Genomic DNA, 17,719 nt, shown 5'->3' on the forward strand with positions numbered 1-17,719 from the left:
GAATGTGAAGCTCACTCTCTGGCGATGACAGCGACCATGGTTTGATCCCATAAAACCTACGAAAAGCGTCTGAGCAATCAGACGCTTTTTTTATTCCTTCACGAAACAGGTAAAATGAACTCTCCCGAATCCTACGAAACCGTTCCCTACCCCGACTTCGTTCACCCCCGCACCAACCCCGACAGCATCGCGGCGATGGCGCAGTTGTTTGGGGCGGTTCCGCCGAGCCCGCACCGTGAGCAGTGCCGCGTGCTCGAACTGGGCTGCGGCCAAGGTGGAAACCTCATCTCCCTGGCGTCGCTCTTTCCCGATTCGCAGTTCTCAGGCGTCGATCTTAGCCCCGGGCACATTGCGGCCGGACAAGCCACCATTGCTCAACTTGGATTTAAAAATATCCAACTGAGACAGGGCGATCTGAGCGAGTTCCCAGGGGAGGCGATGGGATCGAGTCGTGATCTCACGTACGACTATATCCTCGTTCATGGTGTTTATTCCTGGGTACCAGAAAGTGTTCGCCAGCACGTACTGCGCATCTGCGACGACCACCTATCGCCGCACGGAGTGGCTTTGATCAGCTACAACACGCTGCCGGGCTGGCACGCCAAAGGCATGGTGCGAGAACTGATCCAGTTTCATGCGGCAAACCATCCAGGTGAGCCGCTGCAAATGATTCGCGAGGCCAAACGGTTCGTCGCGGATCTCGCCGAATCGGTGCCTGAATCCTCCGGTTACGGAAAACTGCTGCGAGAGCAGTTCCAAGGGCTCTGCCAGTCCGATGAGTCATATCTCTTTCATGAACAGTTCGAAGCGGTCAACGAGCCACGCTATTTCAGTCAGTTTATCAACGAGATCAGCACTGCGAGCCTGAGATTTATCTGTGAGTCAAGCTTTGCGTTCGTGCCCTCACAAAGCCCAGGGATACAGCGCCGACTCACCGCCATGCCGATGGTCGAGCGCGAACAGACAATCGACTTTCTATGCAATCGTACGTTTCGACAATCGCTGATCTGCCGGGCTGACTCAAGTGCACCGATTGGTGAATCACCTGACTCCGATTCGATTACCGATTTATTTCTATCGACGGAAGTCAGCTGCTTCGACGAGGCGGGCCAACCACTGCCCAACACACCACCCGACGGTGAGATGCGGATCACCAACCCCGACGGAGCCAGCGCAACCCTCCGCAGTGCCACCACCAAGGCCGCGATATTGCATCTGTCTCAGATCCGCCCGACATCGAAATCATTCAGCCAGATTTGGCAGCACGTGCTCACAACGATACCGAACTGCGAAGACTCCAACGCGACCCGGACCCTTCTCAGGGAAGAATTGATGCAGCTCGCTCAGGTGAGCATGGTGCGGTTCGCTACCGGCCCTCTGCCGCTGACACACATTGTCTCGGCCCAGCCAAAATCCAGTCCATTGGCCCGGTGGCAGGCAGCCCGGGGCCCGGTGGTCACATCTCAGCTACACCAGGCGATCCGATTGGACGCGGCCACGAGGGAGATGATCAGCCTCTGCGACGGCTTCAACGACCATTACGCCATTATCGACGGCATGCTTCGTTTCGTCTCGCGCGATGGCGTCTCGCTGCAGCACGAAGGTGCCGCTGTTACCGACCCCGATTTGCTACGCAGCCTCGTGGCCGAAAAAGTGCCAGCAAACCTGAGAAACCTTGCTGAAATGGGATTTTTAATGGGGTAGCACAAACAAATTGGACGCTGCCGTCGTCCTGACACGCGCCGTAGTCCTGACACGCAAAGACGCCGAATAGCAAGACATCGATGACGTCTTGGCACCCGCTACTGTCGTGCGGGCGTTTCCAGGGGTTCAAAGTCCAACTCACCATCGATGTCGCTCGCGGCTCCCCCCACCGAATTCTCTTCGGCGGGACTGAGGTAGTCACCCAATGTCTCCCGCCGTGGCGACTGCTGCGTCGGCGAATCGGAGTTCGATGCGGGCTCGAGCATGGAGTCCGGACTCGCCGGTGCGTTAGATAGCTTCAGCCACCCGGTGCTGCCCGGCGAGATCATGGTGTTAGCTACCGGAGACATGTCGATTGCAGGCGAGAACTCGGGGTGCGGGCACGCACGATTGCAAGCTTCGCATCGCGGACAGCCTTGGCGAGCACGCCAAAACATCATCTCATCGAAGCAGGACCGCGACGCCACGAAGATACGATCACCGGGGCGCAGTTGGTAGTTCGACGCAGTATTTCCCAGCTGAACAATTTCTCGATAGCAGACTGGCAGCGTCACCCGACATTCGCAGGGTTCCGACGGACGCGACAACAGGATCTGACAGGGGTTGGCGCTGCTATTAAGTCCGCCTGCGGCAACGATGGCATCGAGCACGGTCTCGAATCCAGACAGCGGATAGGCGCCCGGCGCATTGACCTCGCCGAGCACGTAGTAGCGATGCACTGGTTCGAGCAATCGCACATTAATCGCGATCGAGTCGCAGTCTCTGGACGTCTCGGCGATACCCCCGCGGGATTTCTTTGGTTCGCACCCAGCCTGCCGACACGTCTCCAACTGCTCGCGAGTTTGAAAGTCAATTTGTTGTTCGATCAAGGCTTCGGCTTGCTCGAGATCCTGGCCCGCGAGAACGATGCGACCGTACGGTCCTAAGTCGATCGTGCCATCGGCCAAAACCGTTTGGTCGGCAGGCAAACGCAGGTCGCGGTCGAGGCTGACCGGCTCGATTAAGACCGTATCACCGGGCTGCAGGCGGTGCGGCGGGAGCACCGTCTTGGCGTTCTCGCGTGCGATCCCATGGGGGATTCGAGACTGCTCGAGGACCGCTTCTGCCTCTTTGGTCAGGGGGCTGCCGGACGTGCACGACAGGCCGAGCGCACTGCATCCGCTGGTGCAACCAAGCAGCACGAGCCCCATTCCCAGCCACGCCACGAACGGCCCAGTCGAATTTCGATCCATCGAATCATCCTTTTGAGTGGAATCCTTTCCACAACTACAATCGGATCCAGTGGCGGCTCGCAACTTGAGAATCGCCGGACGCTATCGCAATCGATACAATCCTGACGACCCGATCCCGAATCGTAGGTGGGGACTTTCGTCCGGTCCGTGATCTCATCTCGGCCCACCCCACTCGCTAAATTTACTCGCCGAGCTGCTCACCAATTTGCTCGCTCGAGGCCAGGGTGCCAGATTCCGATGCCTGGTGGCTCACGATGAAAGAATGCTTCCCATGCAGTGCCCAGGGGAGCATAAAGCCCCACAAACGGCGACTGGGGCGGTGATTACGGTGCCAGATGGCGGGGCTAGTGCGCCCCTTGCGAATCCGGTGTCGAACGCGATAATTGCCGCTGAATTCGCGGCTATTTGTTCCACTGGGGCACTCGCGCGGCGGATCGTTTCACCCCACCGTCATCCCCACTTTGCTTGAGGAACTATCCACCATGGCACTCGTCCCCCTTCGCGTCGTTCTCGATCACGCTGCTGAAAATAACTACGGCGTCGCCGCCTTCAACGTCAACAACATGGAGCAGATCCAATCGATCATGGAAGCTGCTGAGGAGACCGACTCCCCGGTCATCATTCAAGCCTCACGCGGTGCTCGATCGTACACCCAAGACAACTACCTACGTCACCTCATGATCGCCGCCACGGAATTGTATCCGCACATTCCGATCGTCATGCACCAGGACCACGGCAACAGCCCTGAAACCTGCCTTTCAGCGATCGACAATGGCTTCACCAGCGTCATGATGGACGGATCGCTCGAAGCCGATGGCAAAACTCCGGCCGACTACGATTACAATGTCCGCGTTACCGCTGAAGTCGTCCGCGCCGCCCACGCTCGTGGCGTCAGCGTCGAAGGCGAACTCGGTTGCCTCGGCTCGCTCGAAAGTGGCGAAGGCGAACAAGAAGATGGCCATGGTGCGGTTGGTGAACTGACCCACGATCAATTGCTGACCGATCCCGATGAAGCGAAGCGGTTTGTCGAAGAAACCGGCGTGGACGCGCTCGCCGTCGCCATCGGCACCAGCCACGGAGCCTATAAGTTCACCAAAAAACCAACCGGTGAAGTTTTGGCGATGAGCCGCATTGAAGAAATCCATGCCAAGTTGCCCAACACGCACCTCGTCATGCACGGCAGCAGCAGCGTGCCCCAAGAGCTGCAGGACATCATCAACGAGTATGGTGGCAAGATGAAGCAAACCTATGGCGTACCGGTCGAAGAAATCCAGCGTGGGATCAAGAGCGGCGTGCGTAAGATCAACGTCGATACCGATTGCCGGATGGCAATCACCGGTGCGATTCGCAAGGTATTCGCCGAAGATCCAGGTGCGTTTGATCCTCGCGCTTACCTGAAGCCCGCCCGCACGGCAATGAAGGACGTCTGTGTTGCCCGCATGACAGCGTTCGGTCAAGCCGGCAACGCCTCCAAGCTCCGCAAGTCCCTCGGCGCCACTGCCTGAGTAGTGACCCCGGTTCAAGGTGGCGAAAGCCTTCTATTGACGTCGCCTGCGGTTGTACAGCAACGGCCTGACAACCAAGGCGTGGGGACATGCAGGACACTGGGTGAACGGGAAATCATCGGCAACACTCACCCGATCTTTGCCGGGCGATGCGAGTTCAACGCCTGGGATGCTGTGGCGTAAGTTCTCGCCGGCGAAACCCAGGTTTATTGGATGCAGATCGGGGCGAACGTGATTATCTTGGTGGGGAAACCGCTATTCCGATCACCCCGTTCGACCGCTCCTTCTTTGAATCGCTGCGATGCTTCCTCCTGCTGACCATCCCCACCGGATCACTGGCATCCTGACACCGAATATCACGCCCGTAGACGATGCGGGACGCGTCGACGAAGATCGGCTGCGCGGGTATGTCGACTGGTTGATCGAACGCGGTGTTGACGGCCTGTATCCCAATGGTAGCACAGGGGAGTTTGTTCGCTTCTCGCCACTAGAACGTCGTCGGATCGTGCAAATTGTTGTTGATCAAACCGCGGGGCGGGTGCCCGTCCTCGCCGGCGCAGCCGAAGCAAACGTCGACGAAACGATTGCCGCTTGCCAAGCCTACGGTGAGATGGGCGTCAGGGCGGTGGCGATTGTAGCTCCGTTCTACTACCGGCTCAGCAGCGACGCGGTCCATGCCTACTTCACCCAGATTGCTGGCAGCGTCGACGTCGACGTGACACTGTACAACATCCCGATGTTTGCCTCACCAATCGATGTTGAAACAGCGACACGATTGGCGCTGGAACAACCCCGCATCGTTGGGATCAAGGACAGCTCGGGCGACCTACCGAACATGCTGCGAATGATGGCAGCGATTCGGCCGCAGCGAGACGACTTTTCGTTCCTAACCGGTTGGGACCCATCACTCGCGCCGATGCTAATTGCCGGCATCGACGGCGGCACCAATGCCTCGAGCGGTGTCGTACCCGAGCTGACCCGTTCGATCTACCGAAGCGTACACACGGGCCAAATTGACCGCGCGATGGATCTGCAATATGACTTGTTGGCACTATTTGACTGCATGATTGGGCTGGGAGAATTCCCCGACGGCTTCCGAGCTGGCGCCCACTCTCGCGGCTGGGATCTGGGTGATGGGCGAGTTCCCTACAGCAACGCACGCCGCAAAAAAGTTGCCGATGCCCAACCCCAAATCGATGCAAAGATTAGAGCGATCCTTCAGAAACTCGAGAAATCATCACCACGCGACGCGGTCTCGACGCAGTCAATTGAGTCCGTCGTTCACCAAGTGCTGCAACGATTGGGTACGACGAAATAAGAGTGTGTGCAGATTTGAATTGAATCCTAGAGACGGCAACACTCTGCCGGGGACGAAGGTCCCCGGTTCCAATGTGCAAACACCGCCCCAAACGCTGGCGGGGGACGAGTTCGGCTGCCTCGCTTTAAATCGATAGCCCGTTACGTCCCCGGCACAGAGCTTCCATTTCTTTGGGATTCAGTTCTCCCTTAACCCGACTTACGAGCAGAATCACTCGTCGTCGCTTGAGCGGCTGGGGTGTCACGCAACAGTTTGGTATACTCGTCCACGCCTTCTTGCTCCTGTAGCAAGATGTCTTCGAGGAAGACTACCAGGGCACGATTGGACTCAGCGAGTTCGAGGGCCTTCGTGTACATCTCGACTGCTTTGGCTTCGAATGCCAAGCTGAACTCCAGGACTTCGCGGAGGTCCTTGCTCTGTTTGATTTCGTTCCGGGTCGCCACGGGAACGCCGCCCAACGCAACAATTTTATTGCCGATCAGGTTAGCGTGGCCAAACGACTCTTTTGCATCACCCTCAAACTTCGATGCGTAAACTTCTCGCCATACGCCTTCGAGAATAAATGAGGCTTGAGAATACTGAGCGACACCAGTCCACTCGTGCTTGAGAATTTCGTTGAGGCAGTCAATCAGGGCTTCACTGGCCATGAGGATAATCCCTTTTTGGGGTGGTGTGGGTGGCTTGAGGAAGTCTCATCATCCCACAAACTGCCCACCTGGGGAAGGGCGTGATCAGGGCTGAGGGCAACCAGTCACCCTCAGCTCCGGCAACTTCAAACTCGCTGCGACGCCGCCACGCCTATTTGGCAGCATCCCATTCCGCATTTTGCAACTGCGTTAATCGAGCCACGACCTCGGGCCGCTCCGACACAAGATTCCGTTTTTCCAACGGGTCCGCTTTCAGATCAAAGAGCTCAATACTCGCTGGCGCTGAAGTGTATTCTTTGTCAGGCCGTCTGGCGCCAGGAATCAGCAGTTTGTCCCACCCGTTGATAACAACCTGGGTAACGAGACTCTTTTCCGGATGAGCCAAATCGGCGATGTCGTGGGTGTATCCTTCGACAAAGATGGACTTTCTCGCCTGCATCGCTTCGCGGTCGACGAGGTTGATGCCTGAAAGGTCAGCCGGCACGTCCAATCCGCAGGCTGAGAAAATCGTCGGCATGATGTCGAGAATCGATGCGAGCGTCTCGTCATCACGCTGCGGTTGCACCTTTCCCGGCCAGCGTACGAAGATCGGAGTGCGAATCCCCTTTTCGAATGGCGAAAGCTTGGCTCTGCCGTTCCGATTTGCATCCCAACCGTTATCAGCCAAGTAGATTACGACCGTATTGTCAGCCAGATTGTTGTCAGTCAAATAGTCATCGAGTTCACCACAGGTCTGATCAAACCATTCCACCATCGCGAAATACTTGGCGGCATCGGGACTCAGCCCCTGGTTTTGATAATGGGCGAGCAACTTTTGGGGTGGGTTGTGCGGCTGGTGAGGCAGCAGCGGGGCGTACCACACAAAAAACGGCTTTTCCTTGGCCTGGGAGTCTTCAATGAAATCGTAGATCGGCTGCATTGATTCCCTGCCAATCGACAGACCTGCACCCCCATGACGCCCCTCTGTGTTGGTCATGCCTTGCGAGAAGCCAATTTCCTCGGCAGTCACATTCCAAAGCTTGCCGGTTTGAAACGTCTGATACCCAGCTTCACCCAATGTCTTTGGCAGGATTGGCGAATTAGCCAGCAGGCGTTGCGAGAGCGGATCCCGATCAAGCTTGCCTTTGGCACGCACAGCTTTGATACTCTCGGCACTCAAATCGTTACCCGTGATTCCATGGACATGCGGCAGCCGTCCGGTGAGCAAGCTGGCCAGGGACGGCGAGCACACTGGCATTACGTAACCACGAGTGTAGAGAAGACTCTCAGCTGCTATACGATCGAGATTCGGTGTCCGCGCGATTTCGCTGCCCATGAACCCGTAGTCCGTAAATCCTTGATCGTCTGAGATGATCAGGACCACGTTCGGTGCAGCCGAGTCATCGGCCTGCGTCGGCGAAATAGCGAAAATCGTCATCAGGACGACGGCAAGATTGACAATACACTTCATGGTGGGCAGATCTTGATTGAAAAAGGTGGGTGGGACAGGGCGTCTGGTAGGACGGGACCATCGTCTCGTCCGAAGCGCGGCATGTGGACGGGAGCATCGTCTCGTCCAAAAGTTTTTGCGATGAACCATCGCAAAACCGTTCGCTGGGGACAATGGTCCCCAGCTACTTGCGATCTATTGCTTAGGACCGCTCAGCGTCAACTTGGGAACACGGGTGGAACCACGCCAATAGAGCCGGAACGGATGCTTGCCCTTGGCTAACATAATCGTGCCCGTGGTCTCGTCATCCGAGGGAGCAAACCCCGCATCAAGCACCGTCGCGTCGTGCAGACGCAGAACAGCGGTGACCCCGGGTGGCAGCGTGAAGGTGTACTTTCCATCAGCCGAAATATCGAACATTCCCGTGATGAGTTGCGATTGTGAAGACGCAATCTCTGGACACTCGTCAATGGTTCCCGCGTCACCGCTCGCCTCGGGACTGAGATCGTCCAACCTCGCCAACCAAGGCGTATTGGCAGCGTAGGTGCTCCACTTCACACCTGGCTGGGCATCCGAGTCTGCGATTGCCGGAATCAATTCATCATCATAGGGCCGTGGTGCGGATGCATTGGGCCGCCGCAGTCGCAGGACCGCGTCGTGCATTCGCTGCTGCACGTCTGGGAGCTGATCAGCAAGATTTTTAGTCTGCTTAGGATCGTCGACGACATTGTAGATTTCGAATGGATCTGCGTGAGATTGGACGTTATACCGCACACCGACCCAGTCGCTGTCGCGAATCGCCTGCATCTGCTTGCGAACTCCACCCCGACGAGAGGCTTCGAATTCTTGATATCCAGGTGACTTCTGGCCATTAAAATACTCGACGTAGACCTGCGGTGTTTGCTGTTCGCCTTGCTCGGTCAACATCGGGACAATGGATGTCCCATCGCAGTGCGCGGGAGGCGCCACGCCAGCGAGCTCGGCAAACGTGGGGAGCCAGTCATGAGATTGACTGGGCAATTCGCTAATTCGGTCCGGTTTAGCACCGCCTGGCCAACGCACCACTGCGCCGACACGAATTCCACCTTCCCATGTATCTCGTTTGATCCCGTCAAATGGCCCAAACGAACTGAAAAAGGTGGGTTCGTAATTCTCGGGAAGATAGGACTCACGACTTGGACCGTTATCAGTTGTGAACACGACCAGCGTATTGTCGTCGATGCCGAGATCAGCGAGTGTTTTCAGTAGGTCGCCCAAACAGTCATCAATTCGTCGAACATCGGCTGCGTAACGTTTGTAAACGTCTGGCCAAGGCTGCTCGGCGGTTGACTCATCATCATCGTGGTCCCAGGTTTGGTTGGCGTAGTCAGGATGCATGTAAGAATCGGGCTCACCGTCGGCCGTATTGATCATCCGCCCTGCTTCACCCGTCCACTGCAGACCGCCGTCGACACCACCACCGGCAGGAAATGGCGCGGCAGGAAGCTGCAATTTCGCATGGGGTGTATCGAATGCCAGATACAGAAAAAACGGTTTCGTTGGATTGTCGCTGTGTTGATCGACAATCCATTTCTTCGCGCGAGCGGTGAACAGGTCGGCGGTGTAACAGCCAGCTAAATCGGCCGACACCTCCTCGTCATTAGCCCACACCTCTTTGCCATCTTCCTTGGGATAGTGGGCATGTCCGTCGCGATGTCGGACGTAGCCAAAGAAGTCGTCAAAACCTCGCTTAGTCGGGTAGCCAGGCCAATCCTGCGGCCCCGGTTTATTCTGTTTCGATTTATTATTGCCAGCTGACCCGCCTTGCAGCCCCCACTTGCCGATCGCAGCGGTGGCGTACCCAGCACCTCGCATGACGGTGCCCAAGGTGTGATTATTTTCGAGCATTTTGTCGAATTGATTGTCTCGCACATTGCTATGGCCTTGATGCACGCCCAGTAAGAGTGACGCGCGGGAGGGGGCGCAGACTGGAGCGGGACAATAGTGCTGCCGCAACTGCACCCCTTCCACTGCCATTTGGTCGAGTTTCGGCGTCAGATGCCAAGGCTCCGCGCGGTCTGCGTTCTCCTTACGCATGTTCTGGAAAAACACCCCATAATCGCCGTAACCCATGTCGTCACAGAGTACGAAGATGACGTTCGGTGGTTGGGGCGGGGCATCGGCGCCGACCGCTAGCGTCGATCCAAGTAGTAGACAAAGCAGTGCGAATGAGAATGTAAGTCGGGGAGGCATATGAGCTCTTCTGTCAAAGCAAGCGGAGTGTCAACGTGGCATGAGAGACGATCATTCTCTCATCTGCCGAGCCATTGTAAACGAGCGGCAACCTCAATTGGGTGCGAGATGCGTTTTTTTGACGATCGATAGCCGCTCGCCGCCCCCGTTGCGGTGCCTGCAACCGGACCGCATCATCGGGCCAGCAGCGGCGACAGGTGTGACGCACTGACTGCCGGCCTCACGACGTCGCCCGTCGGCGGTAGTACTTGAGACCAGGGAAGAAGAAACATGACGCCGCAATCACGCCGAATATCAGATGAGAGTAGCGCGGAAATAGCGCCATGGCGACCGCGCCGATCAAGAGGGCAATGGCCTGAAAATAAAATGCGCCACTAAGCATTCCTGCTTTGATGATGAACACCATCGCACTGATTACGCCGAGTAAAGGCGCCAGTTTCAACACATCCAACCCCAGCCACCATTCCAATGGAAACAACATGGCAATCGCAATCATGCTGGCACCCCAGACGTGAGCGATCTGTCGCTCGATGAACGTGACCGGTCCCATCCGCTGTCGCAGTTTCCAGAACACGGCCGCCCACCCTCCCAGACCGAGCACCCACACGCCGACGTAGAACTCACGCTGTTGAACGCCATGAACGGCCATTTGCCACGTCAATAAACTGGCAATTAGCAACACGAGCGAATGCCACATCCACAGTAGCCCCCAATTTTCAAGTACAGCCGCATGATGCGTTTCGCGAAACACTCTCGCAACGACTTGATTGAAATGACCGCTCCGCGCCGCGACGCGTTCGTCCGCCAAATAGGCGCGTAGATCGGCAGTCAAATCGGCGGTATTCGCGTACCGCAGGTCCGCTGGCTTTTGCAGACTGCGGGTCACGATCATCTCGAGATCACGATCGAGTCCGGGACGCAGCGTGCGCACTGGCGGCGGGTCCTGCTCGATCACCAACATGACAAGCTCCATCGGTGTTTCGGCCACAAATGGAGCGCGACCTGTGAGTGCGTAGTAGAGCACACCGCCGAGGGAATACACATCGCTGGCGACGCCCACGTCTTGGCGGCGGCCACTGGCCTGTTCTGGAGACATGTAGGCTGGCGTCCCCACGAGCAATCCGCTGCGGGTGAACGCAGCCTCGCCGCCGATCGGCTTCGCGAGCCCAAAATCGGTCAGCATGGGGCGTCCGTCGGACGCAAATAGAATATTGCTCGGTTTGATATCACGATGCAGAATCCCGTCGGCGTGTGCCGCGCCCACCGCCTCAGCCACTGCGATGAGCATCTCACAGGCTGCCCTCACGTTCATCGGTCCCGAAGCAACCTTTTGAGATAGCGTTTGACCGACAATCAGTTTCATACTGAAGAATGGACGCCCCTCGCTGTCGCCAACTTCATAGACAGGCACAATTCCTGGATGTTGCAACGATGCCATGGCGGTCGCTTCGGCGAGAAATCTCTGCAGGTCAGCCTCACTGGCCAAGCGATCACGCAAGATCATTTTGACCGCGACCTCGCGATCAAGTGATTGCTGATACGCCCGGAACACGACGCCCATCCCGCCCCGGCCGATCTCTTCGAGCAACTCATAGTCTCCCATCTTCATTGGCAGACGCTGCCTCGGCATCTGGTCGCGGGCGGCTCCGGCAGTATCGGTCACCAACACAGCACCCCAGATTTCGCGTAGGTCAGCCGCCAAATCGGGATACTGTTTACATGCCTCGTCCAGATCCGCAATTCCACCACTGCAGACTCGGTCCGTCATTTCCGCTAAGACAGTGGCTAAACGCTGTTCATGATCGTGCGGCGATTTGTCCTCTCGATTCGCCATGTCACGCACCGGTCAAACGCGCTTCCATCTCTTCCAAAGGCACGCCTTTCGTCTCGGGCACCATCGTTGCGACCCAAATCAACTGCAGCACCATCATGAAGCAGAAAAAGCCGAACACGAATGAGGGTGCGAAGTTGCCAATGAACCAGGGAAACGCCAAGGTGATCAGGGCTGCAAAAATCCAGTGCGTAAAACTGCCGAGCGACTGACCGGCGGCGCGATGTCGGTTTGGAAACACCTCCGAAATCAATACCCAAATCACCGCACCTTGGCCGACCGCGTGCGCGGCGATGAATGCGAAGATGCACAACATCACCATTCTGCCCCCGAACCCTGATTCCTCGCTCGCTCGAACCATCGCGTTGTCAGCGGTGGCCAACACCGCATCACTATTATCGGTGGGGAGAAACTTCACTGCCTCGCCCGCATAGTCCGGTGAGTTCGACGCCAACACCAAGGAGTTTTTCGCATCGTCTACCTGAGCTGAAAACTTGGCAATATCGAGATCATTGCGAACAGGCAACGCTTCGGCTTTCTGCAGTGTTTCAATCGAACTCTTCACCGCAATCGCTGAATTAGCGACTTGAAACTGCGGTGCATACGAGAGAAACACCCAGGCACACAATCCCAACGAAGCGATATACCCAAACGATCCGACATACAACAATGTGCGACGACCGAGTCGATCGATCAAATAAAGCCCGACAAAGGTGAATAGCAAATTGACCACACCGATCCCGATCGATTGCAATAGAGCGGCTTCTTGTCCGAGCCCCGTCATTTCAAAGATTCTCGGTGCAAAATACAAAATGGCATTGATGCCAGAAAGCTGGTTAAAAAACGCGACCAAGAAAGCCAACATGATCGGCACTCGCATTCGCCACGTCCAAAATGGCTCGGAGGAAGAGTGCTCCACTGACGAGTCGCGAATTTGATCAACCAGTCGGCTGACTTCGTCTGCGGACATCTCTGGGTTGGCGAGTTGTAACACGCGTGTGGCTTCGTCGATATCGCCACGTTCAGAAATCAACCACCGCGGGCTTTCGGGCAATCCAATGCACATCAGAGAATAGATGAGTGCGGGGATCGCTTCGACGCCGAGCATCCAACGCCACGCGTTCTCCCCAAGACCTGCAAGCAATGCGTTGGAGGCGTAGGCTACCAGAATGCCAAAAACAATGTTGAACTGAAACATTCCCGCCAGTCGCCCTCGACGTTCAGGTGGCGCGATCTCCGAAATGTACAGGGGCGCCGCTACGGTCGAGATTCCTACGCCCACGCCGCCAATAAAGCGGGCGATCATGAATGAATAGACATCGGTCGCCAAGCCAGACCAAATCGCTGACACCAAGTACAGGATACCGATCCAGAGCAAAGTCGCCTTGCGGCCGAAACGATCGGTCGGCCAACCTCCGACCAAGGAACCCAATACCGTTCCCCACAGCGCCATGCTCATCGCCAGCCCATGCTGTGCATGGCCGAGCGACCATACCGACTGAATCGTTTTCTCTGCACCGGAGATGACCACGGTATCAAATCCGAACAGGAAACCCGCCAATGCCGAAGTTAGGGCCCACAGAAATAGTCGACTCGGCATGGCAATCACTTAAAATTGGAAATAGACAAACGGGCGGAAATCACGTGGTGCATATAATAACAACATCCAGATCATGATGGCCGTGGCCACGGGGCTATACCAGGCATTGGCGGGTAATCGCATGCATCGGCGCAGCCGCGTGGTCCAGACCGTATGCTCCACCACCATGATGCCTATCATCAGCAGCGTCAGGGGTGGTAGCCATAGAATGCGTGGCGACGTCTCAGCTGTCAAAAACGGCATCCACAACCGTTCGTACACTTCCAAACTCGTTGCCCAGTCGGGACTCCGAAACAGCACCCACCCCATCAATACGACCAACATCACCGCAATCCAACGCAGCGCCGGCGCCACGGACCGCCAAATCTTCACGTGAGACCGCTCGACGACGAGCGCCACGCCATGCCATATCCCCCACAACACATAGGTGACCGCAGCACCATGCCACAACCCGCCCAAGCCCATCGTGATCATCAGATTGCGTTTGGTAGCGGTTGACGAACCGCGTGATCCACCCAGCGGAATGTAGAGGTAATCACGCAGCCACGTCGACAAGGTAATGTGCCAGCGATGCCAAAACTCCGTCATCGACGTCGCCAAGTAGGGATGGCGAAAATTGACAGGAAAGCGATAGCCAAGCAGTTTCGCGACACCGATCGCCATGTCGCTGTAGCCGGAAAAGTCGTAGTAGATCTGACCGGCGTACGCGATCACGGCGATCCAGACGGTCACGCTGCTGTATAACTCTACGCCTGAGAACACTACATCGACCGACTCGGCCAGCCTGTCCGCGATGACAATTTTCTTGACCGCCCCCCGCAGCAACTGCTGACATCCCGCGTACACGCGTCGCGGACGGTACTTCGGCACATGGGCCAGTTGGGGCAACAGACTACTGGCGCGGACGATCGGTCCGGCGACCAGTTGCGGAAAGAAGGCGACGTAAAGAGCAAAATCCAGCAAACTGGAGTGCGGCCGGAGTTTGCCCCGGTAGACGTCAATCGTATAGCTAAGCGTCTGAAACGTGTAAAATGAAATGCCGACCGGCAGGATCACGTTGAGCGTCGACGCATGCAGTCCCAACGCCTCGACGAGTGGACGGGCGGACTCGATAAAGAAGTTCGCGTACTTGAAAAACCCCAGGATCCCCAGGTTGACGCTGAGACTAACTACCAACCATCCGAGCCGATGTCGCGGTGACTGGCAACGGTGCATGCGAGCGGCGACAAAAAAATCGACAAGCGTCGAAATCAGTAGGAGCCCGCAAAAACGATAGTCCCAATAAGCGTAGAAGTAATAGCTCGCCGCTAACAGGAATCCGTTTCGCAGTCGCCGCCGCTCACCGGCCACCCACGTTCCCGCCAGGACGACGAGCAGGAAGATGACGAATTCAGCTTGGGCGAAATTCAACGCTGTACTTTCAGAACTGCGCGATCCTTACTTGCGAAAGTACTCAGCATAATCACTGTCGTGATCCGGTGCAGCTTGGCCACGTTTCGGCGACGAAGCAGGGACCTCATTGGCGTATGTGGCTTGCTGAATCGCAGCTTTCTCCGCTGACTTGTAACTCGCTGAGTCGTCTTCAAACGGATCGCTTAAACGATCGAAGGTCGCGCCAGGTTGGCTCGAATCGTCAGCGGGTTGCTGGTCCGAATTCGATGGTGGGGTCGCCCATTTCTCGTCAAGCGATGTGCGGGCATCCGAGGGCATCGTCATCTCCTCGGAAACAGTCGGAATGCTCGGCGCCAGACGAGGTTGGCAATCGGTGCAGTGGTGCGTCTGCGACGCGACGACCTGGACGGATGACAAATGCTGACAGCTGGAACATCCACAACTCGTTCGCGACGAATGCCGACCATGTGAGCTGAGCGTCACTATCTTCTTGAGCTTGCCTGCGACAGCATGGAATGTACCGTGCATCAGCTTTCCATGAGGCAAGCGAGCGTTAGCCAACAGCCCTTGCTCAGGCCCCAGCATCTCGCCACAGCCCGACGACTCACATCCACAGGTGGGCGTGTGCTGGCATGGGCCTTCACAACCACATGAAACCTCAACACCGCAGCCCGGCTCGACACCACAGCTAATCTCTGCGCCACAGCTAATCTCTGCGCCACAGGAAACCTCCGAACCACAAACCGCCTCTACCCCACAGTCCGACTCAGCCCAAACGCCTTGGGCGGAACAGGGACTCGTTTGGATGCCGCCGATGGTCGCTGCCGTGATGCTCATGAAGGCAAACGAACGAAGCGGGAGAAACAACTCTTTGAGTCTGCGGGTTGTCACGATTTTAGTCTCTGGGTCGTGGTCATTGAAAACTCTTCGAGCGAACGATTTCGCTCCCCATGGGTGTATCGACGACGCACGATCGCTAGGACTAAAGCAAAGCGAAACAAAGGCAACAACCACCCAAACCGCCCACTTTCACTAGCCGGAAAATACTCAGCAACTCCCCCCGCATTCCCTATAAAAACAGCACAAGACGAACTCCTGGCTGGGACGCCCACATCGGAAGTGTTTGCCTGCAGGGCACGGAATCCCATCACCATGGGGCTCAGGGCACCATGGGGCTCAGGGCACTTCGATCAATTCAGAATCCGCCCGGTGACGTGAACTCACGATAGTCATCGAACTCGCTATGGTGATCAGCCGCTCGGTTGGTGAATCGAGTGAAATCGGCTTCCCACGTCAAATCCACATCGCCGACCGGACCGTTCCGCTGCTTGGCGATGATAATTTCCGCCTGGCCAGCATATTGGGCCTTCTCATCACCACGGTGATAATACTCCTCGCGGTGAACGAACATGACGACGTCGGCATCCTGTTCGATAGCCCCCGATTCTCGCAGATGGCTCAGTTTGGGGCGGTGATCTTTGCCCTCTTCCGCTTGCCGATTGAGTTGGGACAAGCACAACAGCGGGACTTCGAGTTCCCGCGCCATCCCTTTGAGTCGTCGCGCGATTTTAGCAACCTGTTCCTGGCGTGGATCACGCGAGTTGTCGGGCTCGATCAACTGCAAATAATCGATCACGATCATTCCCAGACCATCTTCACGTCGTTTGATCCGTCGAGCTGCTGCCGCAATTTCGCTAACCGTCCGGCTAGGCGAGTCATCTACGAATAGCGGTGCTTGGCTGACTTCGTTGGCCTTGCCCACGAGCCGGTCGCGATCATCTGACGATATTGTACCGTTGCGGAGGCGGTGACCATTGACCCTGGCCATCGAACAGAGCAATCGATCCGCCAGCTCAATGGCCGACATTTCCAAGCTGACGAACAACACAGGTTCGCGCTGCACGCAGGCCACATGCTCAGCCATGTTCATCGCCAGCGCGGTTTTGCCCATCGAAGGACGTGCGGCCAGAATAATCAACTCGCCCGAGTGCAGCCCACCGGTCATCTGATCGAAATCGGTCAAGCCCGTTTCAGCACCGCCTTCGACGTAGTCATCTCGCATCCGGGCTTCCATGCGATCCATCGCTTGGTGCAGGACATCGCTGATCGCCGAGACCGAGTTGCTGCTCCGACCATCCATGATCGCAAACACTTTTTGCTCCGCCTGCGCACAGAGCTCTTTGGCCGTACTGGATTGTTCGTAGGCTTCACGCAGGATCTCGGTACTTGATTCGATGAGCCGTCGAAACACCGCTTTCTCAGTCACGATCTCCGCGTAGAACACAGCGTGGGCGGCATTGGCGACACTGCCCGACAACCTCGCCAGATAAGCGGCACCTCCCACCTTCTCAAATTCTCCAGCGGTACGCATGCGGGACACCAACAACGTGATGTCAATTTTCTCCCCGGTATCGTACATGTCGCGCAGGTGCCCATAGATGATACGATTGGCATCATCGTAGAAGTCCTCCGCACGCAGCGAAGCAATCTCGTCACAGATGTCGGGCATGATCAAGATACTGCCGATCACCCCCATTTCAGCTTCGAGTTCGAAGGGTGGTTGCCGCTGAAGAATTTCGCTCGCAGAGATCTCCTTCTTCTTCTTATCGCGAAATCCAGAGCCTGAAAACTTGTCGTCTTTGATCATCCGTGTGACATGGGTTGGAGGAGTTGTGGTCGATGAGGCTCGAAACGGTTGGCGGACTGCTGATTCACTCGACATTGGTAGTGGAGCGGTGCCCCGCGTCCCCGCAGGCAGCGTCCCGCGGCCGGCCGCTTACGCGTGGCGGCTCCCAGTATCGACATCCCGTTGACGCGTTGCCGCAGGGC

12 protein-coding genes are annotated in these 17,719 nt (G+C 56.8%); 3 read left to right on the forward strand and 9 right to left on the reverse strand.

What is annotated here, in order from left to right:
* The first annotated feature begins 114 nt into the window (after positions 1-114).
* The gene (locus Poly21_RS10640; RefSeq protein WP_146407054.1) at positions 115-1,704 is read left to right on the forward strand and encodes a class I SAM-dependent methyltransferase; all 1,590 of its coding nucleotides are present in this window, start codon (positions 115-117) and stop codon (positions 1,702-1,704) included.
* A 98-nt stretch (positions 1,705-1,802) separates the two neighbouring features.
* On the opposite strand, the gene Poly21_RS10645 is transcribed toward Poly21_RS10640, so the two are convergent.
* Positions 1,803-2,936, reverse strand: coding sequence for a polysaccharide biosynthesis/export family protein (locus Poly21_RS10645; protein WP_302118596.1), 1,134 nt, complete (start codon positions 2,934-2,936; stop codon positions 1,803-1,805).
* 482 nt (positions 2,937-3,418) lie between these two features.
* On the opposite strand from Poly21_RS10645, the gene fba reads away from it, so the two are divergent.
* Both fba and Poly21_RS10655 read left to right on the forward strand, forming a co-directional pair.
* The gene (gene fba, locus Poly21_RS10650) at positions 3,419-4,441 is read left to right on the forward strand and encodes a class II fructose-bisphosphate aldolase (RefSeq protein ID WP_146407055.1); all 1,023 of its coding nucleotides are present in this window, start codon (positions 3,419-3,421) and stop codon (positions 4,439-4,441) included.
* A gap of 301 nt (positions 4,442-4,742) precedes the next feature.
* Entirely contained in the window at positions 4,743-5,759 is a 1,017-nt protein-coding gene (locus Poly21_RS10655; RefSeq protein WP_146407056.1) for a dihydrodipicolinate synthase family protein, read from the forward strand.
* 188 nt (positions 5,760-5,947) lie between these two features.
* On the opposite strand, the gene Poly21_RS10660 is transcribed toward Poly21_RS10655, so the two are convergent.
* From Poly21_RS10660 to dnaB, 8 genes are all read right to left on the reverse strand, one after another.
* Positions 5,948-6,406: a ferritin-like domain-containing protein gene (locus Poly21_RS10660; protein WP_146407057.1), complete on the reverse strand. Its 459-nt coding sequence runs from the start codon at positions 6,404-6,406 to the stop codon at positions 5,948-5,950.
* A 151-nt stretch (positions 6,407-6,557) separates the two neighbouring features.
* Positions 6,558-7,856, reverse strand: coding sequence for a sulfatase family protein (locus Poly21_RS10665; RefSeq protein ID WP_302118599.1), 1,299 nt, complete (start codon positions 7,854-7,856; stop codon positions 6,558-6,560).
* Positions 7,857-8,030: 174 nt separating this feature from the next.
* Positions 8,031-10,067, reverse strand: a complete 2,037-nt coding sequence (locus Poly21_RS10670; RefSeq protein WP_146407058.1) for a sulfatase-like hydrolase/transferase — start codon at positions 10,065-10,067, stop codon at positions 8,031-8,033.
* A 220-nt stretch (positions 10,068-10,287) separates the two neighbouring features.
* Positions 10,288-11,901, reverse strand: coding sequence for a serine/threonine-protein kinase (locus Poly21_RS10675; protein ID WP_146407059.1), 1,614 nt, complete (start codon positions 11,899-11,901; stop codon positions 10,288-10,290).
* Position 11,902: 1 nt separating this feature from the next.
* A complete protein-coding gene (locus Poly21_RS10680; RefSeq protein ID WP_146407060.1) occupies positions 11,903-13,498 on the reverse strand; it encodes a sugar porter family MFS transporter in 1,596 nt (531 codons plus the stop codon).
* A 9-nt stretch (positions 13,499-13,507) separates the two neighbouring features.
* A complete protein-coding gene (locus Poly21_RS10685; RefSeq protein WP_146407061.1) occupies positions 13,508-14,908 on the reverse strand; it encodes an MBOAT family O-acyltransferase in 1,401 nt (466 codons plus the stop codon).
* Between the two features lie 27 nt (positions 14,909-14,935).
* On the reverse strand, positions 14,936-15,781 hold the full coding sequence (locus Poly21_RS10690; protein ID WP_146407062.1) for a hypothetical protein: 846 nt from the start codon (positions 15,779-15,781) through the stop codon (positions 14,936-14,938).
* A gap of 304 nt (positions 15,782-16,085) precedes the next feature.
* Positions 16,086-17,537, reverse strand: coding sequence for a replicative DNA helicase (gene dnaB / locus Poly21_RS10695; RefSeq protein WP_146408595.1), 1,452 nt, complete (start codon positions 17,535-17,537; stop codon positions 16,086-16,088).
* Positions 17,538-17,719: the final 182 nt, after the last annotated feature.

Source organism: Allorhodopirellula heiligendammensis, assembly GCF_007860105.1.
Lineage (GTDB): Bacteria > Planctomycetota > Planctomycetia > Pirellulales > Pirellulaceae > Rhodopirellula > Rhodopirellula heiligendammensis.